This is a genomic window from Planococcus sp. 107-1, assembly GCF_021513255.1.
Classification (GTDB): Bacteria; Bacillota; Bacilli; order Bacillales_A; family Planococcaceae; genus Planococcus.
The window spans coordinates 1,996,992-2,022,464 of the sequence record NZ_CP090977.1; the positions used below are offsets into that span (position 1 = coordinate 1,996,992).

18 protein-coding genes and 7 pseudogenes are annotated in these 25,473 nt (G+C 43.2%); 5 read left to right on the plus strand and 20 right to left on the minus strand.

Annotation, left to right across the window (positions count from 1 at the left end; all coding sequences use genetic code 11):
- Positions 1 to 13 precede the first annotated feature (13 nt).
- The 8 genes and pseudogenes from L0M13_RS10600 to L0M13_RS10635 form a co-directional block, all read right to left on the minus strand.
- The gene (locus tag L0M13_RS10600; RefSeq protein WP_235196487.1) at positions 14 to 1,795 is read right to left on the minus strand and encodes an ATP-binding protein; all 1,782 of its coding nucleotides are present in this window, start codon (positions 1,793 to 1,795) and stop codon (positions 14 to 16) included.
- Positions 1,788 to 2,504, minus strand: a complete 717-nt coding sequence (locus tag L0M13_RS10605) for a response regulator transcription factor (RefSeq protein ID WP_235196489.1) — start codon at positions 2,502 to 2,504, stop codon at positions 1,788 to 1,790. The genes L0M13_RS10600 and L0M13_RS10605 overlap by 8 nt, the downstream gene beginning before the upstream one ends.
- A 196-nt stretch (positions 2,505 to 2,700) precedes the next feature.
- A pseudogene (ccsB, locus tag L0M13_RS10610) lies at positions 2,701 to 3,884 on the minus strand (c-type cytochrome biogenesis protein CcsB).
- Positions 3,881 to 5,530 carry a cytochrome c biogenesis ResB family protein gene (locus tag L0M13_RS10615; RefSeq protein ID WP_235196491.1) on the minus strand — a complete coding sequence of 550 codons (1,650 nt, stop codon included), beginning with the start codon at positions 5,528 to 5,530 and terminating at the stop codon, positions 3,881 to 3,883. The pseudogene ccsB and the gene L0M13_RS10615 overlap by 4 nt, the downstream one beginning before the upstream one ends.
- Positions 5,531 to 5,544: 14 nt before the next feature.
- Positions 5,545 to 6,147, minus strand: a complete 603-nt coding sequence (gene resA / locus L0M13_RS10620; protein WP_260107330.1) for a thiol-disulfide oxidoreductase ResA — start codon at positions 6,145 to 6,147, stop codon at positions 5,545 to 5,547.
- Positions 6,148 to 6,184: 37 nt separating this feature from the next.
- On the minus strand, positions 6,185 to 6,916 hold the full coding sequence (locus tag L0M13_RS10625) for a pseudouridine synthase (protein ID WP_235196492.1): 732 nt from the start codon (positions 6,914 to 6,916) through the stop codon (positions 6,185 to 6,187).
- Positions 6,917 to 7,180: 264 nt separating this feature from the next.
- A complete protein-coding gene (gene scpB / locus L0M13_RS10630) occupies positions 7,181 to 7,771 on the minus strand; it encodes an SMC-Scp complex subunit ScpB (protein WP_235196493.1) in 591 nt (196 codons plus the stop codon).
- Positions 7,749 to 8,521 (minus strand): annotated as a pseudogene (locus L0M13_RS10635) (segregation/condensation protein A). Before L0M13_RS10635 ends, scpB begins: the two are co-directional and overlap by 23 nt.
- Positions 8,522 to 8,654: 133 nt before the next feature.
- Here L0M13_RS10635 and L0M13_RS10640 point away from each other — a divergent pair.
- Positions 8,655 to 9,161: a DUF309 domain-containing protein gene (locus L0M13_RS10640; protein ID WP_235196494.1), complete on the plus strand. Its 507-nt coding sequence runs from the start codon at positions 8,655 to 8,657 to the stop codon at positions 9,159 to 9,161.
- 199 nt (positions 9,162 to 9,360) lie between these two features.
- On the opposite strand, the pseudogene L0M13_RS10645 reads toward L0M13_RS10640, so the two are convergent.
- The 7 genes and pseudogenes from L0M13_RS10645 to L0M13_RS10675 all read right to left on the minus strand — a co-directional run.
- Positions 9,361 to 9,708, minus strand: a pseudogene (locus L0M13_RS10645) (GNAT family N-acetyltransferase); the annotation flags it as partial.
- Positions 9,709 to 9,891: 183 nt separating this feature from the next.
- Positions 9,892 to 11,210: pseudogene (gene lysA / locus L0M13_RS10650) on the minus strand (diaminopimelate decarboxylase).
- 167 nt (positions 11,211 to 11,377) lie between these two features.
- A pseudogene (locus L0M13_RS10655) lies at positions 11,378 to 12,584 on the minus strand (pyrimidine-nucleoside phosphorylase); the annotation flags it as partial.
- Positions 12,585 to 12,602: 18 nt separating this feature from the next.
- Positions 12,603 to 13,787, minus strand: coding sequence for a phosphopentomutase (deoB, locus tag L0M13_RS10660; protein ID WP_235196496.1), 1,185 nt, complete (start codon positions 13,785 to 13,787; stop codon positions 12,603 to 12,605).
- A gap of 72 nt (positions 13,788 to 13,859) precedes the next feature.
- Positions 13,860 to 14,761, minus strand: a pseudogene (gene xerD, locus L0M13_RS10665) (site-specific tyrosine recombinase XerD).
- A gap of 72 nt (positions 14,762 to 14,833) precedes the next feature.
- Positions 14,834 to 15,295 carry a ferric iron uptake transcriptional regulator gene (locus tag L0M13_RS10670; RefSeq protein WP_235196498.1) on the minus strand — a complete coding sequence of 154 codons (462 nt, stop codon included), beginning with the start codon at positions 15,293 to 15,295 and terminating at the stop codon, positions 14,834 to 14,836.
- A 103-nt stretch (positions 15,296 to 15,398) separates the two neighbouring features.
- Positions 15,399 to 15,950, minus strand: a complete 552-nt coding sequence (locus L0M13_RS10675; RefSeq protein ID WP_235196499.1) for an NUDIX hydrolase — start codon at positions 15,948 to 15,950, stop codon at positions 15,399 to 15,401.
- 79 nt (positions 15,951 to 16,029) lie between these two features.
- Here L0M13_RS10675 and L0M13_RS10680 point away from each other — a divergent pair, with 79 nt between their 5' ends.
- Positions 16,030 to 16,932, plus strand: a complete 903-nt coding sequence (locus L0M13_RS10680) for an aldo/keto reductase (RefSeq protein WP_235196500.1) — start codon at positions 16,030 to 16,032, stop codon at positions 16,930 to 16,932.
- A 228-nt stretch (positions 16,933 to 17,160) separates the two neighbouring features.
- Here L0M13_RS10680 and L0M13_RS10685 read toward each other — a convergent pair whose 3' ends face one another.
- Entirely contained in the window at positions 17,161 to 17,583 is a 423-nt protein-coding gene (locus tag L0M13_RS10685) for a class I SAM-dependent methyltransferase (protein ID WP_235196501.1), read from the minus strand.
- 335 nt (positions 17,584 to 17,918) lie between these two features.
- On the opposite strand from L0M13_RS10685, the gene L0M13_RS10690 reads away from it, so the two are divergent.
- The 3 genes from L0M13_RS10690 (at position 17,919) to L0M13_RS10700 (ending at position 21,512) form a co-directional block, all read left to right on the plus strand.
- Positions 17,919 to 18,143 (plus strand): thioredoxin family protein, encoded by a 225-nt coding sequence (locus L0M13_RS10690; RefSeq protein WP_260107773.1) that lies wholly within the window; start codon positions 17,919 to 17,921, stop codon positions 18,141 to 18,143.
- Between the two features lie 317 nt (positions 18,144 to 18,460).
- Positions 18,461 to 20,911, plus strand: coding sequence for an S-layer homology domain-containing protein (locus L0M13_RS10695; protein ID WP_235196503.1), 2,451 nt, complete (start codon positions 18,461 to 18,463; stop codon positions 20,909 to 20,911).
- Between the two features lie 148 nt (positions 20,912 to 21,059).
- Complete coding sequence (locus L0M13_RS10700; RefSeq protein ID WP_235196505.1) at positions 21,060 to 21,512, plus strand: DUF6640 family protein; 453 nt, start codon at positions 21,060 to 21,062, stop codon at positions 21,510 to 21,512.
- A 100-nt stretch (positions 21,513 to 21,612) separates the two neighbouring features.
- On the opposite strand, the pseudogene L0M13_RS10705 reads toward L0M13_RS10700, so the two are convergent.
- The 4 genes and pseudogenes from L0M13_RS10705 to L0M13_RS10715 all read right to left on the minus strand — a co-directional run bounded on the left by L0M13_RS10705 (position 21,613) and on the right by L0M13_RS10715 (position 25,470).
- Positions 21,613 to 22,442: pseudogene (locus tag L0M13_RS10705) on the minus strand (sugar-binding transcriptional regulator).
- Positions 22,439 to 22,549, minus strand: a complete 111-nt coding sequence (locus L0M13_RS18735; protein ID WP_397443480.1) for a sigma factor-like helix-turn-helix DNA-binding protein — start codon at positions 22,547 to 22,549, stop codon at positions 22,439 to 22,441. Before L0M13_RS18735 ends, L0M13_RS10705 begins: the two are co-directional and overlap by 4 nt.
- Before the next feature lie 160 nt (positions 22,550 to 22,709).
- Entirely contained in the window at positions 22,710 to 24,092 is a 1,383-nt protein-coding gene (gene lpdA / locus L0M13_RS10710; RefSeq protein ID WP_235196506.1) for a dihydrolipoyl dehydrogenase, read from the minus strand.
- Between the two features lie 13 nt (positions 24,093 to 24,105).
- Positions 24,106 to 25,470 (minus strand): dihydrolipoamide acetyltransferase family protein, encoded by a 1,365-nt coding sequence (locus L0M13_RS10715; protein ID WP_235196507.1) that lies wholly within the window; start codon positions 25,468 to 25,470, stop codon positions 24,106 to 24,108.
- Positions 25,471 to 25,473 lie beyond the last annotated feature (3 nt).

Sequence of the window (25,473 nt, forward strand, 5' to 3'; positions counted from 1 at the left end):
CAGTCCAGCAAAGTTACATTTTTTTCAAAGGCAATAAGAAAATGAAAGAAGTACCTTCACCCACTTTGCTCTCTGCATAAATCTTGCCTCCATGGGAGTCAATGATATTGCTGGCAATCGCTAAACCTAAGCCGGTTCCGCCTTTGCCTAATGTACGGGCCTTATCGGCTTTGTAGAACCGTTCAAAGACATATTGCAGATCTTCTTCCGGGATTCCGACGCCGGTATCATTCACCGAGATTTTGGCATAGCCCTGTTCTTGTTCAACTTTAACGACGACATCTCCGCCTTCAGGAGTGTGGCGCATCGCATTATCGATCAGATTCGTCATGACTTGTTCAATGCGGTCTTCATCAAGTTCAGCTGCCGCCCAATCGTCCATGTCCGTTTCAAAAGATAAATGGATGCCGTTTTCTTTTGCTACTTGCGAAAACTTCATCGTCATTCGTTCCACAATTCCGTTCAATTGAACCAACTCTTTATACAATCGCATATGGCCGGATTCCATCCGGGCCAAATTCAAGAGATCGGTAACCAGACGGCCCATCCGCTGAGATTCTTCGTAAATGATTTTCGTCATTTCACGGCGATCTTCCTCGGAAGCTCCGACATCGTCGAGGATCGCTTCGCTATAGCCTTGCAGCATGGCAATCGGCGTACGCAATTCGTGCGAAACGTTGGCGATAAAATCTTCTCTCAGTTTTTCCAAGCGATGCTGTTCCGTCATATTGTGCAAGACGGCTACCGCTCCGCGAATAGATTCCCCGCTATATAACGGACTGAAAGAAACGCCATAATATGCGCCTTTGATTTCCAATTCCTCTTCAATTTCTTCTTCGAAATCGAGTACATGCTCAAGCATATGAAGCAATTCAGCTGGAAGCGGCTGTCCTTTTTCAGGGCCGTTTTTAAAAAGCCAATGCTGCAATAATTTTTCAGCAGGCGGATTGCTCAGCAAAATCGTACGGTCTTGGTTAAAGGTGATAACAGCATCTGCCATTGAGGTTAATATACTTGATAATTGTTCTTTCTCTTGTCCAATCACTTCGAGATGATGCTTTAATTGCTGCCCCATCTGGTTAAAGGCCGTCGCCAACTGGCCGATTTCATCTCGTGAAGTGGCTTGGACTTTTGTATCAAAATTCCCTTTCGCAAGTTCAAACGCACCTTCACGCATTTTGCGGAGGGGAGATGTAATTCTGGAAGATAAAAAGAATGCAAAAAAAGTTGTTAAAATAAATGCGATAAAAGCGGAAAGAAAAACAATATTCGTCGTCCGGCTTGCTGTACGGTCCATCACTTCTAACGATTGATAAATAAAGACGGTACCATGGACCTCATCGCCCGTTTGAAGCGGACTAGCTAATACGATATAGGATTCCATCCGTTTTTCTTCAGTCAGTGATGGCAAAAGCATTTCTTTCATCACGGTTTCATCCGTTTCAAATACTTTTTGGAAGGCTGGTTCGTTAAGGATTTTCTCTCTTGTTTCATCGCCATTTTTGCCGTCGTGAATATAATAAGAACTTTCAAAAGGCACTTCGGCAATAACCGCATTTGTTTCAGGACCTAAAATATCTTCTATAATCGTAAGCGAGATGTTCAAATTACCATGGTCGTTAAAAATCCTGGCAATGGTGGCCGCTTCTTTGTTCAAGGTTTCTTCTACCGCTTCGCTGTGGTAATTCCCCAAAAACTCAAGCAATAGAACGGTTACAATAAACAGGACAAATGAAACGAGAAGCAGTATGGTGATCCACAGCTTCCCGACGACACTATTCCATATTCTATTCATTGTTTACCTCGAATTTATAGCCGACGCCCCAAACCGTTACAATCATTTTCGCTGCGGATTCAGAGACCCGGTTCAATTTTTCTCTTAACCGTTTTACATGGGTATCCACTGTGCGTAAATCACCGAAGAAATCATAATGCCAAACTTCTTTCAGCAAATGTTCGCGGTCAAATACTTTGTCCGGTGATTTTGCCAGGAAGTAAAGCAATTCATATTCTTTCGGCGTCAAATTCACTTCCACATTATCCGCCGTGACGCGATGCGCATCATGGTCAATCGTTAAATGAGGGAAGACAACCAGATCTTTCGAGACAGACGAATTCGCCACCGGAGAATAAGCGGAAGATCGGCGCAGAATCGCTTTCACCCGCAGTACAACTTCACGAGGGCTGAAAGGTTTGACTATGTAATCATCTGCGCCCGATTCAAAACCTTCCACACGGTTAGCCTCTTCCCCTTTTGCCGTCAGCATGATAATCGGGGTCATTTTTTTCTCGCGCAATTCCGTACTTACTTCAATGCCGTCTTTTTCCGGCATCATCAAATCAAGCAAGATGCAGTGGTAATCTTTTTCTAAAGCCATTTCCAGTGCTTGTACACCGTTTTCAGCTTCTTCTACAATATAGCCTTCACGCTCTAAATACATTTTCAACAATCTTCGGATTCTTTCTTCGTCATCTACCACCAAAATCGTAATTTCTTCTGACATTGTAACCCCTCCAACTTTTGTCTCTTAGTTTTCATTGTACCGTCAACATATGTAAAAATAAATAAAAAGCCTTTTCCAAGGCGGAAAAGGCTTTTTATTGTAAGGTTGCTGAGTATTCCAAGCGTTTCGCTTTTCGTTGTCCAGACTAAAGCAGCCAGGTTCTCGGGTCGTAAGCGGTTGTTACCGCTTTTCATTGTTATGCGTAAGAATGCAAACCTGCAATAATCAAGTTTACCGCTACTAAGTTGAACATGATGATGGCAAAACCGATCACACCAAGCCATGCTGATTTTTCTCCATGCCAACCTTTTCCAAGACGGAGGTGAAGATAAGCTGCATAGAATAACCAAGTAACGAGTGCCCATACTTCTTTCGGGTCCCAGCCCCAGAAGCGGGACCAAGCAATTTGCGCCCAAATCATAGCAAAAATCAATGCGCCTAACGAGAAGAGTGGGAAACCGATAATTACAGCTCGGTATCCGATTTCATCCATTAATTGCAAGTTGACATTTTTAACAAATGGTTTGAAGATCGCGGCAATTCTTTTCCGTGCGATCAATCGAATCAACCAATAAAGGATGGTTCCGACAATCAAGGACCAAGTAACAGTCGTTAATTTACCGGCATTGACCACTGCAGGAGTTTCCATCAGCGGCGTCATCTTGTCTTCAGACAGCTGCTCATATTCATGCATTCCAAAAATGGCAGGCATGTGATACGTAATTTCAGCAGCTGCCCCTTCTTTATCCACATAAGTGAAATCGGATTGATAGCCTGTTAATGTGAAATACGAACTTGCTACAACAAAGCCGACAACAAGGACCAATGAATACATAATGGCTTCCAACCAAAATCGCTGTTTGGATTTTTTGTTCAGATCAACCACTTTCAACAAGTAAATCAATCCGGCAGCGGCGCTGATTGCCAGCACCCCTTCGGCAAGAACTACTGTGCTGACATGGATTGCTAACCAGTTAGACTGAAGCGCCGGAATCAACGGGCTGACTTCACTCGGGAACATGCTTGCGAATGCGATGATCAATAATGCAACAGGCAATACGACCATCCCGACAACTGGTGTTTTATACAATGCGTAGATGACAATGAACCCGGCTACAAGCGTCATGCCGAATGCTGTTGTAAATTCGAACATATTGCTTAGTGGCGCATGCCCTGTAGCGCCCCATCGGGTAAAGAAATAGCCTAAGTTGGCGATAAAGCCGCGATGGTGATGATGAATGCGATTTTGCCCCATCGGCCTTCGGATTGAAATGAACCTTCTTTGTTTCCTTTTACTGCTCCCCCAAATACAATTGCCGCAATTAAATAAGCAAAAAATGCGACATATAAAAGGTTTGCGCTTAAATCAGTTAAACTCATGACTGTTCCTCACTTTCCAATTTCTCTGCTTTCTCGATTTCCTCCTGCTGGTCTACATATGCAGGAAGCGATGCATATTCCGTCACTTGGTCAAGATCTTTCTTCAAGCCGAACCAGTTTTTATTGGTATGGCCTGCTAAAAGGATCTCGCCATCCGCTTTTTGCTGAATCCAGAAACGGCGGTGGTTAAAGTACATCCCTTGCGCAACCCCGATCATAAAGATCAATCCACCTAAACCGAGAATCGGCAAAGTGCGGTCTTTACGGATGGTCAATCCGGAGACATCACGAGTTTCCGCTGCTTGGAAAGCAAGTTTATATTGGTTTTCCCCAAAAGGTTCTACTGTATTTTTGATCGTGATAAAACTGGTTTCTCCATCAGGTGTTTCAGGTGTTTTCATTTCTACTAAAAATCCTGGATTGTTTGGCAACGGCGTTGCAGTTTGAGGTTCTCCGTTTTCAAAGCCTGAAAAATCCGGATAATAACCCAATAAATTCACGGTAGCGCCATTTTCAAACTCATATGTTTTCTCAGGGTTGATCAAATCGATTGTCAATTCCCCTAGTGATTCTTCTGTCTCTTTATTGGTTAACTGAAATTTCATGGCTTTTAGCTCATCTAAACGGAAATCCATTTGATAAATTGCATAGCCATCAAATTTTAACGGTTCGTTAACGCGGATAGATGATTCTTTTACTTTTTCTAAATCCGTTGCACCTGGCAAACTATCTTCAGGCTTTTGATAAAGAACAATGTCCGTTTGATAGTTTTTCGCTACTGAACCGACACGGTCAATTGCTTCATTAAAGACCGCTTCGTCGTCTTCACCGGTATATGTCTCCAATTCAAAGCCTTTGCTTTCCAAGGAATAGCCCGGGGCTTCCGGAATGGCTCTTGTCTCTCCTTCACGCAGCCAAAGACTTTCATCCACATAAAAGCCCGGCATCATCCGCAGCATGACCCCGAAAAGGAAAATGATTAATCCGATATGATTGACATAAGGGCCCCATCTTGAAAACCGGCCTTTTTCAGCCAATAAACCATTTTTGTCTGTCGTGACCTTGTATTTAAGTTCTTTCAGCTTCGCTTCAGCTTTTTGCAAACTGTCGTCAGCTCCAGGGCCGTCAGCGAAAATCCGCTGTTTGTTCATGAAACTGATGTGCCGCAGCACACGCTGATTTTTCAATGAACGGTAAAGCGGAACAAAACGGTCCAGACTCGCAACAATCAATGAAATTGCCAGTAAACCGACTAAAAGGATGAACCAGAAAGAACTGTACATGTCGTGGAATCCGAGAAAGTGATAAACTCGCCCGACGCTTCCGTAGACATCAGTGTAATAAGCTTTGATTTCTGCAGCTGTTGTTGCTGGAATATAAGCTTTTTGAGGCAAAATGGTTCCGATTGCCGCCGCAACAAGCAAGAGAACAATTAAACTGACTCCTACTTTAACACTGGAAAAGAAATTCCAGATTTTATCAATTATGGACTTATTGTAAGTTTGCGATCTTCTGGCAGTTCCTTCATATCGCATATCCACAAGCTTGCTTTTCTGTTCTTTTTCAGTCAACGAGCGTCCGCACGCTTCACACAATACTGTTCCGGGCGGATTTAGATGACCGCATTGACATTGTATTTTCTCCATCCGAAAAAAACTCCTTATTCAGGTTTGATTTCTTCCATAAAACCTTTGATATCCTCTTCCGTCATTTCACCTGTGACGATCCGTTCAATTTCACCTTCTGGATTGATAAGCACCGTTGTCGGCAACGGCCGGATATTATAAGCGGTCATGACACTTTTGGTTTTATCGATCACAATCGGAAATGATAAGCCATATTGATCTGAAAAAGACTGTACCTCAAAATCGGACTGTGCTATATTCACAGCCAACACTTGAACACCTTGGTCTTTAAAGACATCAAACTGTCTATCCATCGCCGGCATTTCTTTGGCGCACGGTTTGCACCAAGTTCCCCAGAAATTCAAAAATACCCCTTGCCCTTTGTAATCGGACAATTTATGGTCATTGCCTTCCAGGTCCGCTAATGCGAAATCAGGCGCTTTATCCCCGACTTCCAGTACGGTTACGTCGTCTGCTGTCGCACTATTGTATATGGTGTAGCCGATTGCAGCGATTAAAACAAGCAAAATAGCCGATCTCATGATGAGCCTATTTTGCTTCTTCTTGTTTTTCTTTTCGTTCAATTTTATTCCTCCTTCGAGGTTTAGAATGCAAATCCAATTATAGCAAAGTTTCATACTTGTAATGGATGGAGTTTTGAAGGGTTTGTGAACGTTAGTGGCGCTTGCCAGTCTCTGCCATTACACGCAGCAGCTTTACTTCATGAGCAGACAATTCTCTTGATTCACCAGCATTTAACCCTTTTAATGTCAAAAACGCAAATTGTTCACGGCTCAATTTTTGGACAGGGAAACCAATTGCATCGAACATTCTTCTCACTTGGCGGTTTCTTCCTTCATGGATGGTAATTTGAACTATCGCTTTGCCCGTCTTTTTATCCCCTGACAATAATTTCACTTTTGCTGGAGCTGTCATGCCGTCTTCAAGTTTGATGCCACGCTCTAATTTCTGCAAATCCTCTTTTGTCGGGATTCCTTTCAAGCAGGCGACGTATGTTTTGTCGATTTCAAATTTAGGATGCGTAAGAATGTTGGCAAATTCGCCGTCATTTGTCATCAGCAAAAGTCCAGAAGTGTCGTAATCCAGACGCCCTACCGGATAAATCCGTTTATCGATATCATCAAAGAAATCCGTTACTACTTTGCGGTTCTTGTCATCGCTTACTGCTGAAATCACACCGCGCGGTTTATACAGTAGATAATAGACTTTTTGCTCTTTTTCCAATTGAACGCCTTCTACTTCAATGGTATCCGATTGGGAAACTTTTGTGCCCAATTCTTTTACCACTTTACCGTTAACCCGTACTTTGCCATCTAAAATCAATTGCTCCGACTTCCGTCTTGAAGCAACGCCTGCATGCGCAAGCATTTTCTGTAATCTCTCCATAAGTTCACCTCATTGATATATTTTGAAAAGCGGAAGCGCCTGCTTTCGCACACTCTTGTTCCCGTAGTCTCACTCGGAATTATGTCACATTTCGAAGAAAAGAGAAAGTGCTCAGCATTGCGGCCAATTGGAAAACAAGCTTGTTTGGCACCTAAAGAATCCGATGCGAGGAGTTGAAAGCCATTCCATCGAAAGAAAACCATAATTGCCGCTTTTTTTGAACGAACAAAAAATGGCGGCCGATTCTCGGCCGCCTCACACCCATTATGCTTTTACTTCTTCTTTGAAAGCCTCTTGAAACCGTGTCATAAACAGATCTGTTTCTTCGTCTTGGCTTTCATTTGCCTCTTCCGGCAATGCCGGCAATTCGCTTATGTCTTTCAAGCCGAAATAATTCAGAAATTCTTTGGTTGTGCCGTAAAGAATCGCTCTGCCTGCGCCTTCAGCGCGGCCCACTTCTTGAATCAATCCTTTAGCTGCCAATGTATGGAGCGGCTTTTCGCTTTTTACTCCGCGCAAATCTTCCACTTCCAACCGTGTTAATGGCTGTTTGTAAGCAACAATCGCCAATACCTCTAATGATGCTTGGGATAGCGCTTGGCTTGTCGGATTTTCGACCAGTTTCTGGATCGTTTCTGCCACTTCCGGTTTGGTTACGAGCTGATAAACCCCAGCCAATTCTTTCAGCATGATTCCTGAATCGCCTTCGCTATATTTATGTGTCAATTCCTTGACACTTTCTTGAATTTCATTTTCTTCAGCCTCTGTCAAAAATTGAAGCTGTTTCATGGTCAAGCCATCATCACCTGTCACAAACAACAATGCTTCTATTTTACTCGAAAGAGTCGTCATCATAATCCCACGTCTCCTTTTTTAATTCCACCATTAAATCGGTGAAATTCTTTTCTTGTTCCACTTTTACGACTTGCCGTTTCATCAATTCCAAAATAGAGAGAAACGATACTACCAAAACCGTTTTATCATCAGAAGAAAATAGATCTGCAAAGTTAGTCCGGCCATTTGCTATCTTCAGACGATTGACAATCGAACCCATTTGATCTTTAATAGATACTTCTTGGCGTGTAACCCGGGCCGACAGCGGCGCTTTAAGCTGCTTACGCCGAAGCATTTTTTGGAATGCACCAAGCATGTCGTAGGCATTCACTTCCAGATCTACATTCTCTGTAGTTGGGTTTGCTTGAAGTTCGTTTAAGTCCATCGGCGCTTTTGTATAAATGGCCGATCGATTCGCTTCCAGCTCTTTTAACTTTATGGAAGCTTCTTTGAATCTGCGGTATTCGATCAATCGGGAAACCAGCTCATCCGCGGGTCTTGCTCGTCGAATTCGTAGTCGATCTCTTCTATATCCCCTTCATGTACCGGCAGCAGCATTTTGCTTTTGATCGCCAGCAAGGTAGCGGCCATTACTAAGTACTCACTCGCCTCATTCAATTCAAGGACTTGAAGTGCACGAATGTGTTCCATGTACTGAGAAGTGATCTCAGAAACTGGAATATCGTAAATATCGATTTCCAAACGGTGTATTAAATGCAATAATAAATCAAGAGGACCTTCAAAAGCCTCTACTTTTACTTCATAAGACATGATTGACCACCTGACTGTTGATTTCAGTAATATTGAATAAATAGATTGCCTACGGCTAGCGCCTAATCCATATAAATGAAGTTGCATTTCGATTCAATCAACTTCATTATATTATAGTAGAAAGGGGATTAAAATGCACCCACTCCACCATACACTTTTTATTGAATTTATCATTCATTTTAATTATGAAGAAGATTATTTCGAATGCCATGAAGTAGGGGAAGAGTATTGGAAAGCAGTAGCTCCGAAAGATAAAACGCACCCCTTGACCGGCTGGATCCAATTAGCGGTCGGCATGTACCATTGGAGAAGAAGCAATTATCCAGGGGCATTGCGCTCTTTTATCCGCTCTAGAGTAAAGCTTACAAACGCTGGAGTCTGGACAGAGGGATTCGACGAACAGCAATTGATTGATTGCCTGACGCATGCGATTGATGCCGTGACAGAACGGAAACCTTTTGCTCCATTCAAGGTGGCCATTACATCAAAAGAGCTTGAAAATGCAGTGTCAGCGTATCGGCAACAGCATCCAAATGCTGCTCAAGACCCTTATTATCTCATGCATAAACATCGCCTGCGCGACCGCTCCTCCATCATCAACCTTCGCGAACAACGCAAGCGCAGAAACTTAGAACTATAATGATTCTAATATAGTCAGCTGGTAAATCTTTTTCACTAGAAAATGCACGCGCTATTTCAGCAGTGCTTTTTTATTTGCGTAAAATTTATTGGAAACATTTTTTAAATATAATAATTACCACAAAAAAGAAAGTGCCATATTGGCACTTTCTTTTTTGTTCTATGCTGTTTTCTAAAGAACCGCTTAACTTATAATTCAGCTTTTTTTCAGGGCATTTCTCTAAAAAAGACTGCGTTTCTTCTGTTGCGCGCATTTCTTTGCCTTGCATGGTTTGCTGGATTTTCTCAACCATCGCCCGGCCGATTCCATCGCCTCTATGTGACGGATTTACCGAAACATGATGGATAACAAAGTATTCTTCTTGCACTTCAACACCTAAGAGCCCGACAAAATCTTCGCCTTTTTTCCAGAGGTATAGTTGCCAATCCGGATTTTCTTCATATATATGCATCGTTTGCTGCAGTTTCTTCAACTCTCGCTCTTTCGGCATGAACGATAACAGCCCCATAGCGATTTTCTCAAATGATTTCTTATATCTGAATAACATATCCGATCCCTCATTTTCATGTTTAAGCGGCTTTTTTTATCCTACTATAAACTCGGAAATAACTCAAGTTCGGTCAGTACTATCCGTTGATGACGCCTTCTGCAAAGAATAGCCAGTAGATGACGCCCCATCCAATTGCCATCGCTAAAAGCAAGATCATCAAAAGGATATTGGTTTTTCTCATTAAGGTTTCACCTGTTGTTTATAAGACATGTCTTGTTTAATCAAATCGTCTAAGTTTTCCCGTCGGACAACTAATTGATGTTCACCATTTTCCGCAAAAACCACCGCAGGGCGGCAATCCGGTTATAATTGCTTGCCATCGAATAGCCATATGCACCTGTACAGAAAACACCCAGTATGTCTCCAGACTCCACTTTCGGCAAATCTGCTTGTTCGATTAACTTATCACCCGATTCACAGCATTTTCCGGCAATTGTATATTGCTCATTAATCGCTTGATCGGCTTTATTCGCCAAGATCGAACTGTATTTCGCCCCGTATAATGCCGGGCGGATATTGTCCGACATGCCTCCGTCCACAGCTGCATACTTCCGGGTTCCTGGAACTTCTTTCATGGAACCGATCGTATAAAGCGTCGTTCCGGCATCGCCAATCAATGAGCGGCCGGGTTCAATCCAGATTTCAGGAATTGGAAAATCCATCGCAATTGTCGTTTCTTTTACAGTTTCAATCATTTCTTTCACATAAACAGAAGGTTCTAGAGGCTCGTCATCTTCTGTGTAACGGATGCCGAAACCGCCGCCCAAATTCAAGACAGGGCATGTATAACCAGATTCCGTTTTCCAATGGCCCATTTTCCCGACTAATTTCTCAGCGGCTAAACGGAACGCAGCAGTATCAAATATTTGGGAACCAATATGGCAATGCAGGCCCAGCAAATTTAAAAATCCATGTTGATAAACTTCCTGAAAAGCCTGATCTGCTTGGCCATTCATTAAATCAAACCCGAATTTCGAGTCTTCTTGGCCCGTCGTAATGTAATCATGGGTATGCGCTTCAATTCCTGGGGTTACGCGAAGCAAAATATTCATCCGCTGCTGACGTTGTTCTGACAATCTTTTTATCGATTCAATCTCATAGAAGTTGTCGACAACGATGCAGCCGATGCCTTCTTCAAATGCCATCTGCAGCTCCTCAAAACTTTTGTTATTGCCATGGAAATGGATTTTTTGTTTTGGGAAGCCGGCTTTGATGGCTGTATATAATTCTCCGGCAGAAACGACATCAAGCGATAAATTTTCTTCAGCTGCTACTTGATAGATCGCGATTGTCGAAAAGGCTTTACTCGCATAGGCCACTTGATAGCCAATTCCGGCTTCTTCGAATGTTTTCTGGAATGCTTTTGCCCGGTCACGGAATAATTGAATATCGTATACATACAACGGTGTTCCATATTCTTTCACTAGATCGATTGAATCTGTGCCTCCGATTGTTAAATGGCCCTCTTCATTAATCGTTTGTGTTCCGTATAGATACATGATTTCCCTCCTGTTGCGCGAATGGCGGATGTTAAAAAACCTTGCTGAGAATAATCTCAGCAAGATTTGTCAATCGGTGATCAGCGCTGAAATCAGCGGCGTCGTTTCAACCGGTTCGCTTGTATATTCGATACTATTATATATCATCTTCATGCATTCTGCGAGTTCTTCTGTGTTCGAATAAATAGTGGCAATCGATTCGCCTTTTTCTCACGAAATCGCCCACTTTTTTATTCAATACAATGCCGACAGCCAAATCGATTTCCGATTCTTTCGTCGCGCGTCCAGCCCCAAGAACCATTGCAGCTGTTCCAATTTCATCCGCTTCCATGAATGAAATATAGCCTTCTTTTTCCGAAGGAACTTCATTCACGTATTTTGCTTGCGGCAATAAGCTGACATCGTCAACAATTGCAGGGTTTCCACCTTGGTTTTCGATGAATTGTTTCATGACCTTCAAGGCTTCACCGTTTGCAATCACTTCTTCAAGCATCGCACGGGCTTCTTCCAAGGTTTCCGCTTTTCCGCCGACTACTACCATCTGGCTGCCCAGTACTAAGCACAATTCTGTTAAATCTTCTGGACCGTTTCCTTGCAATGTTTCAATCGCTTCTTTGACTTCAAGTGCATTGCCGATTGCAAACCCAAGCGGCTGGCTCATATCTGAAATGATGGCCATTGTCTTCCGCCCAGTCGCATTGCCGATTCCAACCATGGCATGCGCCAGTTCTTTAGCGTCTTCCGCCGTCTTCATGAATGCCCCTTCACCCGTTTTAACATCAAGGACGATTGCATCTGCACCGCAGCAATTTTCTTGCTCATGATGGAACTCGCGATTAGAGGAATACTGTTGACTGTCGCTGTTACATCGCGTAGTGCATACAATTTCTTATCTGCAGGCGTCAAGTTTCCGCTTTGGCCAATAACCGCCAATTTAATATCATTTACTTGCTTGATGAATTCTTCCGTTGACAATTCGACATGGAATCCTTCAATTGCTTCTAATTTATCAATCGTACCGCCTGTATGGCCGAGGCCCCGTCCGCTCATTTTCGCAACCGGAACGCCGCAAGCCGCTACTAAAGGACCCAACACTAAAGTAGTTGTGTCGCCGACTCCGCCAGTTGAATGCTTATCGACTTTAATGCCGTCAATTGCCGATAAGTCGATTTGATCTCCTGAACCTGCCATAGCGAGCGTCAAGTCTGCCCGTTCGCGGTCTGTCATGTTTTTAAAATAGATTGCCATAAGGAAAGCACTCATTTGGTAATCTGGAATATCTCCTGCTGTATAGCCTGTAACGATGTGTTGGATTTCTTCAGTAGACAGTTCAAAACCGTCTCTTTTCTTTTCAATTAAATCAACCATTCTCATGAACGATTACCGCCTTTTTTAGTTTAGTTTAGATAGGAAGCTTGAACCGAATTTCGGCATCGGCGCTGCAAAATTCTCTGCAATCGTTGCTCCGATATCTGCAAAAGTTTTTCCTAGTTCGAGCTCTTTTCCACCGCTAAAGCGCGGAGAATAAGCAAGAAGCGGAACGTATTCACGTGTATGGTCAGTGCCCGGGAACGTCGGATCGTTGCCGTGGTCGGCTGTAATAAGCAATAAATCATCATCTTTCATTTGCTCAAGCACTTCCGGCAGGCGCTTATCGAAAGCTTCAAGAGCTTCTCCATAGCCTTCCGGGTTTCTTCTATGGCCGTAAAGCGCATCAAAATCCACTAAGTTCAAGAAGCTTAAGCCGTTAAAGTCTTCTTTTACCACCTCGACGAGCTTATCCATTCCATCCATATTGTCTTTCGTACGGATGGCTTTAGTCACGCCTTCACCATTGTAGATATCATTGATCTTGCCGATCGCAATGACATCTTTACCGATGTCTTTCATTTCGTTCATTACAGTACGGTCAAACGGCTTCAACGCATAATCGTGGCGATTTGAAGTTCGCTTGAATGCGCCTTTTTCCCCTAAGAACGGGCGAGCGATAACTCGTCCAACCAAAAATTCAGGAGAAAGCGTCAATTCCCGGGCAATTTCACAAATCTTATACAGTTCTTCCAACGGAATGATTTCTTCATGAGCCGCGATTTGCAAAACTGGATCTGCAGAAGTATAGACAATGATTGCCCCAGTCTCCATATGCTCTTCCCCAAGCTCATCCAAAATTTCAGTGCCGCTGGCCGGTTTATTGCCGATCACTTTGCGCCCTGTTTTTTCTTCTAATTGCTTGATCAAGGTTTCCGGGAAACCTTCAGGATACACTTTGAAAGGGGTGTCGATATTTAAGCCCATGATTTCCCAGTGCCCTGTCATTGTATCTTTGCCTACAGAGGCTTCTTGTAATTTCCCGAAATAAGCGGAAGGGCTTTCAGAAGCTTCCATTCCTTTTACTGGGACAATGTTGGCAAGCCCCAATTTTTCCATGTGTGGCATAGTAAGCCCGCCTATCGCTTCTGCAATGTGGCCTACCGTATTAGAACCTACATCGCCGAATGCTTCAGCATCAGGCGCTTCACCAATTCCCACAGAATCCAGTACGATTAAATGTATGCGATGAAACGGTTTATTAGTCATATTTCTTCCTCCTTGTTTACGATTCTATAGTAACATATTTCCCTGTATTGTCAGAAGTCTGACCTGTGTTTTTTAAGCACGAGGATGAAATTGCGTATATACGTCTTTTAATCTTGTTTTGCTGACATGCGTATAAATTTGTGTTGTAGAGATATCGGCATGGCCAAGCATTTCCTGAACTGCCCGCAAATCCGCACCATTTTCAATTAAATGAGTCGCAAACGAATGCCTAAGCGTATGCGGCGTCAACTCTTTCTGGATGCCGGCTTTTTGGGCATGCTGCTTGAGCAGTTTCCAAAATCCTTGTCGAGTCAAGCGTTTCCCGCGTTGATTGATGAACAGCGCATCGGTTTTTGTTTCCGCTTTCACAAGTTCTTGGCGCGGTCCATCCAAATAAACTTTACAAGCACTTAAGGCTGATTTTCCCAATGGAATGATTCGTTCTTTCCCGCCTTTGCCAAAGCACCGGACAAATCCCATCGTCAGGTTGATGTCATCTATATTTAAATTTATGCATTCACTGACCGCATGCCGCTTCCATAGAGAAGTTCCAGCATCGCCTGGTCGCGGATTCCATTCGCTTTTTTTGTATCCGGCGCTTGGATCAACGCATCCACTTCTTCAATAGATAAGACGTTCGGCAATTTCTTATCCATTTGAGGCATTTCTAAATGGACGGTAGGATCGTTGTCGACTACCCGTTCTCTAATAAGAAATTGGTGGAATGACCGGATAGAAGAAATGTGGCGGGCAACGGTCCTAGACGTTTTCGTATTTTCTTTCAAATGGCGCAAATGGTTTAAGATATGTACGCGTTCCACTTTTCTTAAGGAATCCAATTGCTCGACTTCTTTTAAATAATGCAAATAGCTTTTTAAATCACGTTCGTAGGAAACCAGCGTATTCGCAGCCAGTTGGCGTTCTACCCGCAGGAAATGCAAATAATCGTCTAGCGCATCTTGTGCATATTTCATCTTTTCCCCTCCTAATCCAAAATAGAAAAGGAAGGATGACCTTTAAACGGCCGTCCTTCCTTTTCTCACCAATCATTGGGACGAATCTTGTGAGTTGCGGTCATGGCAACGCCAGCAAATGCCATGAAACGTGAGACGGTGGTCTTTAATTTGGAAATTCCACCGTTTTTCTACAACGGCCTCCACATCTTCAAGCAAATCTTCTTGTATTTCGTCTACTGCTCCGCACTCTATACAAACTAAATGGTGATGGAAGTGAGCTGCGCCTTCTTGGCGTAAATCGTAGCGCGAAACTCCGTCACCAAAATTGATTTTGTCGACAATTTTCAACTCTGTGAGTAATTCCAATGTCCGATACACTGTGGCCAATCCGATTTCCGGTGCTATGTCTTTCACTAACAGGTAGACGTCTTCTGCACTCAAATGGTCTTCTTCATGGTTTAACAAGATTCGGACAGTTGCTTCACGCTGTGGCGTCAGTTTGTAACTCGCAGCGTGCAACTGTTTTTTTATACGGTCAATCCTAGTTTCCATGCGACGCCCTCCCCTAAACTGTCTTCATTATATCAAAAGACAGTTCTCATTTACAACAGATACAACCATTCTTTATTAAGAATGATTATAAATAAGAAGGAGTTCAATTCTCATTTGCGATTTTCTGTTTTGCCCACAATACAGCAAAAGCCGTTTTAGCATCGTAAATGCGGTTCTCTTTCATCAATTGCTCTGCTTCTTCAATCGTCACTTCTAATAGTTCCACAAATTCATCGTCATCTAAAACCGCGCCTGAAGTCGATTTCTTTAATCCTGTTGCGGAATAGAGATGAATCACTTCATCTGCGAACCCGGGTGAAGTCGAAAATGATTGGATCAGTTCAAGATGATCTGCAGAATAGCCGGTTTCTTCTTCCAGTTCACGCATCGCCGTGTATTTCGGGTCTTCGCCTTTTTCAATTTTCCCAGCCGGAATTTCGATGATGGTCCGTTCGAGCGCTTTCCGGAATTGCTCTACCATAATTATTTTATGATCTTCCGTAATGGCAACCAATGCGACAGCCCCTGGATGCTCGATCAGTTCGCGTTTCGATTGGTTGCCATTCGGCAAAATAACATCATCAACTTTCAAGTTAATGATTTTCCCTTCGTAAATTCTTTCGGATTGGATCGTTTTTTCTTCAAATTTACTCATGCTCTGCCTCTTTTCATTTGTGATTTCTCTATGGCAAAGTATACCATAAGGAAAACAACAAATTAAACGAGGTGTAATGATGAAGAAAAGAACTTTAGGGTCAAGCAACATCCAAGTGAGTGAAATCGGTTTTGGCTGCATGTCATTGCCGCAGAACCAGCAAGAAGCTGGAACCATTATCGACGCAGCTGTTTCTTCCGGCATCAATTATTTTGACACAGCTGATTTGTACAATAAAGGCAAAAATGAGGAGTTGGTCGGCAACTTGTTAAAACCTCATCGCCAGAACATCATCCTTGCCACCAAAGTCGGCAATCAGTGGGAACCCGAATCAGAAGATGTGAAATGGAACGCCACTAAATCCTATATTACGGAGCAAGTGCATCATAGTTTGCGACGCCTCCAAACGGATTATATCGACCTTTATCAACTTCATGGCGGAATGATTACCGATCATATCGATGAAACGATTGAAGCTTTCGAATCGTTGAAAAAAGAAGGCTTGATTCGGGAATATGGCATTTCGTCTATTCGGCCGAATGTTATAAAGCGTTATCTTGAAAAAAGTAATATCGCTTCGATTATGATGCAATACAGTCTTTTGGACCGAAGACCTGAGGAATATTTAGAGGCTATCGAGTCGGCTGGCCGTTCTGTCGTTACACGCGGCAGCCTCGCAAAAGGAATGTTGACCAGTGAAGGATTGAAGCGTGCAACAAAATCAGGCAGCTATCTGACTTATCAGGAAGGCCAACTCGTGAATATAGTAGAGGAATTGACGAATATCCATCCGAGCCTTCACGCCCTTTCAGTGCACTCTGTGTTGCAGCAGCCTGCCATCGCATCCATCGTTGCAGGCGCCAGTTCTCCTTCTCAAATAGAAGCTACTCTGCAAGCCTATGAAACGGCTGTGTCACCTGAACAAATTAACGAGGCACTTAGCCTAACCAAACAAGACCGATATAAAGAACATCGCGAGTAACTTAAAAAAGGCTGTCGGCGAATACGCCGGCAGCCTTTTTTGTATTTCACTGTGAAGGCAGAAAGTCGTTTAAACAGTCAATTTTCAAAACCCAGCCTTTATAATACGTTTCTATTACTGTTACCGACAGTTTCGAATTTTGTATCAACGCTAGTGTATCCCGGTTTAAATGACAACCGCCAAATGCTTTTTTCCAAAGCGGCGTCATCAAATCCTGTGCTTTTCCCATTATTGGCTGCGGCATCCGCACATGTTCAAGAAAAAGATCCTTGCACCAGGTTTCGCTACCCGCTGAATTTCCTCAAGCGCCTTTTGAGGATCAGGGATCGTACAAAATACGAGAGTCGCTACGACCGTATCAAACACATTCTCATTAAAGGGCAATTGTTCTGCTTTAGCAACATGGAGATGGATAGGCGCTTTTGCCATTTTGACTTGTTTGCGTGACCGGCTAACTCTTCTTTCATCCGGTTCAATGGCATCTACGCTTAACGCATTTTTATAAAAAGGAAAGTTCGCTCCTGTGCCGGATCCAATTTCCAGCACATGGCCATAAGCATTTCCGCCGATTGCTGCTCTTAACTGAGTGATGCCTGTTTTCCTTGGAAGTTGATTTGAATGTCCGGCCTGGCTGCTATATTTTTCTTTCATCTCTTCCCCTTCTCTCTTTTTTCAGAAGCATGATCTGCCGATTTACACTGAATTTTATGCGTAGCATGAAATAAAAAAAAGTCTTTACGCTCGCCTGTTCAATAGGAGAAAAAAATTTTATGAAGCTATTGTCATCAAGATTCCCCTTCCCCTTAACCTCTAAACTGAATAAATGCATAGTTTAAAGTGAAATAGGGAAAATGCTTTAGAAGACAATATGGGAGGTGCAGCAAATGGAAAAACTTATTACAGCAGAAGAAACTACAAATTTTATGAAGCAGCCCGGCTTGAATTTCCTTTATATCCTAAGCCCGTCCTGAAGTGTTTGCCATGCACTGCTTCCTCAGGTTGAGGAAGTGTTGAATGATTTCCCGAAAATCCAAACGAAAACGGTTGATGTAACGGATCAGCCAGAACTTGCTGGTCAACTATCGATCTTCACAGCACCTGTTTTACTGCTTTTTGATCAAGGATTGGAATTATTAAGAGAAGCACGATTTGTACATCTCCAAGAGCTCGAAAGAAAAATCGATAAAATCTATTGGTCTTATTATGGCTAAGATAAAACTTCCATAATAGACTTACTTCAACCATCGACATTTTTATGTCGATGGTTTTTCTTTTCTTCCACCACTTCAATTAATTTCCTCTTAAAAAAGTTATTTTTTTGTTTCCGATGCCTTTTTAACTAATTCAAAAGAATCATTTTACGATAAATTAACCAAATATTTTAATTTTTAATAGGTTTTTATATGTGCTTTTATGTTATTATCAAAAACAATAAGTTATTTGAATATTCAAAATAGACTTATCAATTATTTACAGCTTATTAATGCTTTTTTCTAAATTGACGGATCACTATTGAGGAGGATGGATTATGACGAAAAAATTCTTTACCTATGCAGCGGCTGCCGCAATGACTTTTAGCCTCATTGCGCCAGTGCCGACCTTAGCTGCCGATTCAGCTTTTACAGAAGTAGCACCTGCGAACGCCGCTGCCGATGTTTACCGAAACGCTTCATTAGAAGCCGTTGTGAGTAACAACGACCCGGTTGAAGCTGTTGAATTCATGCAAGGAGATTTTAAGGATTTTTCCACTGACGGCATTAAAGCGAAAGCAAATGTAGCAGGTGAAGAAAAAGAAGCGACTCCTGAAAACAAAGCTGAACTAGCTTCAGACGATGGCAAATACTTTACGACTGCCTCTGATCAGGGGGATTCTTTCCAGACTTTCGAAGTTGATGCCGGAAAACTTGAAAAAGGCGGATCGGCTGAAATCAATTGGCAAGGAAAAACATTGCCTGATTCAACGCTTTCCATTTCAGTTTGGGACCATTCCAAAACTGAATGGGTTAAAGTGACTGAAAAAAAATCCGATAGCAAAGGTAGCGAAATCGATTTCTCTATTAATGTTTCGGATACAAAATTCATGGACGCCGGAAAAATCCTGGTAAAAGTTCAAAATGAACTGAAGAATACTGCTCCTTCTAAAGAAGAATTCTCATTACTATGGTTTACAGATACCCAGTTCTACGCAAGGCTCTTCCCGGAAAATTGGGACAAAGTCACAGATTTCATCATTGATCAATACAACAAAGACCGCTTCGAATATGTGATCAATACAGGAGACTTGGTGGATACCCCGGATAGCGAAGAAGAATGGGCTGTCGCCAAGAAAAACCTGGACCGAATGGATGCAGCCAAAATTCCATACGGCGTATTAGCTGGAAACCATGATGTTCAGCATAAGTCCGATATGCGCATAGACTACACCTATTTCCATAAATATGCCGGTGCTGATCGCTTCGAAGGAAAGTACTGGTACGGCGAGAACATGAATAATAATCAAAATCATTATGATTTGATGACCTTGAATGGCCATGAATTCGTCTTCCTGTATCTTGGATTTGGATTAGAGGATAAACCGGAAACCATCGAATGGGCAAACCGTGTGTTGGCAGAGCATGCGGAGAAAAATGCTGTACTGAATATGCATCAATACCTGGCGCACAACGGCAGCCTTGATCCTGGGATTCCTACAGTCGTCTATAACAAAGTAGTCGTTCCAAATGAAAACGTGAAACTTGTTCTTTCTGGCCATTTTAATGGAGCTAAAAAGAAAATCTCTAAATTGCAGAACGAAGATGGTTCAGAGCGTGAAGTATTGCAAGTAATGGGGAATTATCAAGGCGTAGGTGAAGGCGGCGATGGCTATCTTCGATTCGTTGATTTCAAACCTGAAACAGAGGAAATTGAATTCACGGCGATTTCCGCTATCACTGGAGACATTGACCACTATGAACCTGAAGATTCCTTCACTGGCAAATACGACTTAGTCGATTGGGAACCGAATCAAGAAGCGATCGCTAAAAACAAAAAAGAAGTCTCAACCGATTATGTCTCCGCTGAAATCTATAAAGAAAAAGAGATTGGTGTAGATGAAGAGCTGGAAAAAGGCAAAGCTTCAGCAGAATGGAAAAACCTTGAACCAAAAACAAAATATTTCTGGTACATGAATGCTTATACGGAAAACAGTGAATTCAAATCAGATATTTATGAATTCACAACAGGCACTGAAGCTGGACCTGTAAAACCGACTCCTGAGCCAGACCCTGAGCCTGAAACACCAACGAACCCAGGAACTCCGACAAATCCGGGCAACCCTGGTGGCGGTGGTGGTGGTACAACACCTGACCCTGGTAATCCCGGCGGTGGCGGTTCGACTCCTGTCCCGACACCGACACCAGATCCAACACCTGTTCCAACGCCAACGCCTGACCCTGGCCCTGCTCCAGATCCTGGCCCAGTTCCGGCACCCGTTGCCTTTACTGATGTCGCTAAGAAATACATGCCTTCTGTAATGTACTTAATCCAAGAGGATATTACAAAAGGATACTCCAACAGCAAATTCGGTACGGGTGATCCAATCAAACGTGTAGATGCTGCCATCATGTTAGCCAAAGCACTTAAACTGAATCTAGATGATGAGCCATCCGGATTTAAAGATGTGCCGAAGCGCGGCATCGAATATGTAAATGCTTTGAAAGCTGAAGGCATCATCAACGGGAAATCAGCTGTGGAATTCGGTTCGAACGATTTGATTACACGCGGCGAAATGGCGATTATGTTGACAAGAGCGTACCGCATGAATGCCGTTACTAAAGATACCGCATTTACAGATGTGGGTGGACGTTACCGCGACGCAGTTGCTGCATTAGTTGAGTATCAGATTACTAATGGGAAAACGGCAACTACCTTTGGAACCGTTGACCCCATTACACGCGGCGATTACGCGATCTTCCTTTACAAATTGAATGATATGAATTAACTGCTTTAAAATGCAAAACACGCAGCGCTTTTTAAAGGGCTGCGTGTTTTGCATTTACAGCGAATTAGTTGTTTGCATCCGAAAATTCGGGAATATAGTTTTTAAACGGCCAGTTAACTCAATAATCACTAAATTGGAGGGACGGCGAATGGCTGAAGCAGGCAGAACTTTTCCAGCAACTTACTCTATGGCGCCCATCATTTACCACGGACCTAAGAAAAAAAGACTCTCAACTGGAAAAATTATTCTCGGCAGTGTTGCGGTATTTACAGTGCTCGGAGGCTTTATAGCGGATATGAACAAAACACATATGAAAAACCCCGATTGGCCGCCTCATGCGAAATTCCATGATGCTATGTCAATTACCCTTGGCGCGTTTCTCGGTACGGCCAGTTTATACTTTCTTAGCCGTAAAACATTCGATTCACACCAAGATATTCAGCTTTCCGCACTGCTGCCTTCAATGTATTGGGCAGCTCAAGGCGTCAGCTTTTTTTACCGCAAACATCCGGGATGGAAGCTGAATTTCCTCAATACGTCCCGAAAGTTCAAGGACTCTTGGTCAATGAGAAATTTGCATCCATTGCGATGCTTGCTTTAACTGGCATAGGCTATACGATGGAAAACCTGCCATCGGGCCAGTCCCTGTCAAATCGTTAAAGCAAAAGCAAGGCCACCCTATTTCGGATGGCCTTGCTTTTTCACGTAATCAAATCAGCTGTTACATCATCAATCACCAATACATTTAAGTAATTGCCATTTAGCGCAGCTCGTATGCTTTCCACTTTATGGGAACCTTCTACAATGCCAATTACTTCCGGAATTTTTTTATATTCATTAATATCGAGGCCGATGACCAATTCGTTTAACGGGTGTTTGATTTCATTGCCAGACTGGTCATAGAAACGTGAACCGATATCCCCTATCGCCCCCGCTTCCTTCAATGATTCTAAATCCTCTCCCGTCAAATACTGCATCGTAGCCATTGTCGAACCTTCATAGGGGTTGCCGATTCCCACTACTGCCATATCAACATTTCGCCCTTCTTCCAGAACCATCGCAATATCCTCCGATTCGATTAAGCGGCGTTTCAATTCAGCTGTCTCGACCATTGCCGGAGCATAGAGATAGGAGCAACCTGTATTCATTTTTTGAGAAAGCTGATAAGCTAGCAAATTCGAATGAATTTCCACCAGGCTTCTTCCCATCCCTCCAACTAGCGGAATGATTTTCAGCTGTTGATGCTGCTCATATGGATATTCCTGAACAAACTTAGCCAATGTGCTCCCCAGGAAATGCCCAGCGACTTTTTTCCGTTAATATTTTTGGATATGTAAAAAGACGCCGCTTTTCCTAAAGAATGCTTAATCATTTCAGGATCTCGTCCTGCAGCTGGAACCACAATCGCTTCTTTCAATTGGTATTTCTTTTCAAGGCGATGTTCTAATTCGACTGTATGTGCATTTTCGTCTTTGATATAAATTTCAACTATGCCATTTTCACGCGCTTTGTTCAGCAATTTGGAGATCACCGGGTGGAAACCCCCATTTTTTTTGCGATTTCTGCCTGTGTCAGCCCGTCAAAATAATAGAGCCTTGATACTTTTACAATTTGCCTGCGTTCGTCCCAATTCATCATCAATGCACCTTCTCATTTTAATAAAACTTAAAAAGCGAATGGATTAACATGTGGACCGCTTTCATTTTCAAAAGCAATTCTGCTAACTCCTCTCAAGGCAAGGGATTTACTCGTTGCCTCATCTTGCTCTATTATAGGACGCAATGGCCACTTCTGGCAATTAATGGTGAACGCCTTTTTCAAGCCATGAAGCTGCCGCTTCATATACACTTTCAGATACAGTGGGGTGGGCATGAATCATAGAAGCCAGTTCTTCGACAGTCCCTTCTAAGCGCATAAAAGCAGAAGCTTCTGCTATCATTTCCGTTACGTGGGGACCAACCATCAAAACACCCAAAATTTCCCCGTACCGTCTGCTAGCAATAAGCTTTGTAAAGCCTTCTTTTTCATCTTGCGCCAACGCTTTCCCGTTGCTCGAATGATCGATTTTGATTATTTTATAGTCAATACCTTGCTGATTTGCTTCGCGTTCTGTCATGCCCACACTGGCAATTTCCGGACTCGTATACACACATCTCGGCACGATTGAATAATTCATGTATTCTGTTTCTCCTGCAGCATTCGCAGCAGCTACTAATCCTTCCGCACTTGCTACATGGGCAAGCTGCCACCCTCCAATAATGTCTCCAATAGCGTAAATTCCAGGTTCGCTTGTGGCCATCCGATTGTCCACTTTTACAAATGGCCCATTTATCTCCAAATTCAACTCAGAAAATGAAGAGGTGTTTGCGGTTCTTCCGACTGCCATCAAAATCGTCTCTGTCTCTACTATTTCTTTATCGCTATTTTCTTTTTCTATTTCCACAAACTTATTGGATCCGCGCTGTTCAATCTGTACTACTTTTGTATTCGCCAGAACTGTAATCCCTTTCTTTTCCAAAGACTTCATGAGCAATTCAGAAGCTTCCGGTTCCTCACTCGGCACAACCCTTTCGCCCATCTCGATAAGATGGACCCGAACCTGCAGACTGGCAAAAATACTGGCCAATTCGACTCCGATGATGCCGCCTCCTACAATAACCATGGATGCTGGTATTTTCTCAATATCAAAAATGGTGTCGCTCGTAAAATAGGCTGCACTTTCTATGCCCGGAATCGGCGGAACAAGCGGTTTTGATCCGGTAGCGAGAATAATGTTGTCGCCACTGATAAGCACTTCCTTCTCCTGCTTCCGGATAGCGATTGTCCGGTCCTTCCTCACTTCTCCGAAACCATTGTAAACTTTGATTTCACCTTTTTTTAATAAATAGGCGATGCCGCTTCTTAACTGTTTAATAACAGCATCTTTGCGAGCAAGCATTTTAGTGAGTGAAAAAGTTACAGGTCCTGTTTCAATTCCCCACTCTTTCGCTTTTCCGATGGTTTCAATCACTTCTGCGTGCCGAAGCAAGGTTTTTGATGGAATGCATCCGCGGTTTAAACAAGTACCTCCAAGATCACGCGCTTCGATAAGCGCCACCTTTTTTCCAAGTTTAGCTGCCCGTAAAGCTGCTACGTACCCTCCAGGACCACCACCGAGCACTACGACTTCATAATTTTCCAATGGAATCTACTCCTTAAACCAATAATTTAAAGGGTTGTTCGAGCACTTCTTTCAAGTTCGTTAAAAAGGCGGCAGCTGGAGCACCATCAATGACGCGATGATCAAACGATAGGCTAAGTACCATCATTGGCCGGAGTTCGATGGCTCCGTTTCGTCCGACTGGCTTTTCATTGATTCGCCCTACCCCTAAAATAGCGGATTCTGGCTGGTTGATGACCGGGGTAAAAGCATCAATGGCATACATGCCCAGATTGCTGATAGTGAATGTGCCTCCCGACATTTCCTGGGGCTTTAAGTTGCTGTTTCGAGCCGCCGTTCCTAAGCGTTTGCATTCTGCAGTCAAATCCGAAAGGCCCTTTTGATCGGCTTCCTTGACTACCGGTACAAGCAAGCCGTTTTCCACAGCTACAGCTATTCCTAGATTGATTTCTTCATGGAAGATGATTTCATTGCCTTCTAATGAAACATTTAAATTTCTATGGCGCTTTAAACAGGCGGCGACCGCTTTTAAAACAATTTCGGTGTAGGAAAGCCGGAAGCCCGTCTGCTTTTCGATAGTTCCCAGCAATTGCTTTCGCAAATGGATCGCTTCCGACATATCCACTTCTGTCGTCAATGTGACATGCGGTGCTGTCGTTTTACTCTGCAGCATGCGCTCTGCGACAACTTTTCGGATCCCTTCCATTTTCATCCGTCTGCCGCCGGTTTCAGAAGCGGTTGATGGCTGCCTCATTTTTTCAACATCTGCCCGGTATATTTTTCCTTGAGGACCCGAACCATTTATCGTGTGCAAATCGATTCTTTCCGCTCCTGCCACTTTTTTAGCAAGCGGAGTTGCTTTTGGTGCAGATTGCAAAAAGTCTCCAACATCCTTTTGGTGGATCCTCCCCTTAGGCCCGGTTCCAGGAACTTCGGAAAGTACGATATTATGTTCTTTAGCTACTCTGCGTGCTGCCGGTGTGGCCCGGATTTTTTCTGACTGTGAATTTTCATTGCCGGTATCGCCGGTTTCATTTATCGTAGTTGTTTCACTGATCTCTATTTCTTCCAAGTCGTGCATTGCCGGCTGCCGCGAGTCACTCAGAATGTCCTGCACTGCAGCAACCGATTCTCCGGGAGGAGCCTCCGGAATATGTTCACCCGCCTCTCCGATATACCCGATTACATGATTTATCGGAATTTCATCCTCTTCGGCAAAATACTTTTTTAAAAGGATGCCTTCCTCGTAAGATTCCACTTCGATATTGATTTTGTCGGTCATGATTTCAAACAACGGATCTCCCACTTCAACGGAATCCCCTTCGTTTTTAAACCATTGCAGCAACGTTCCCACTTCCATGGTGCTGCTTAGTTTCGGCATGAAGATTTCTTTCGCCATCGG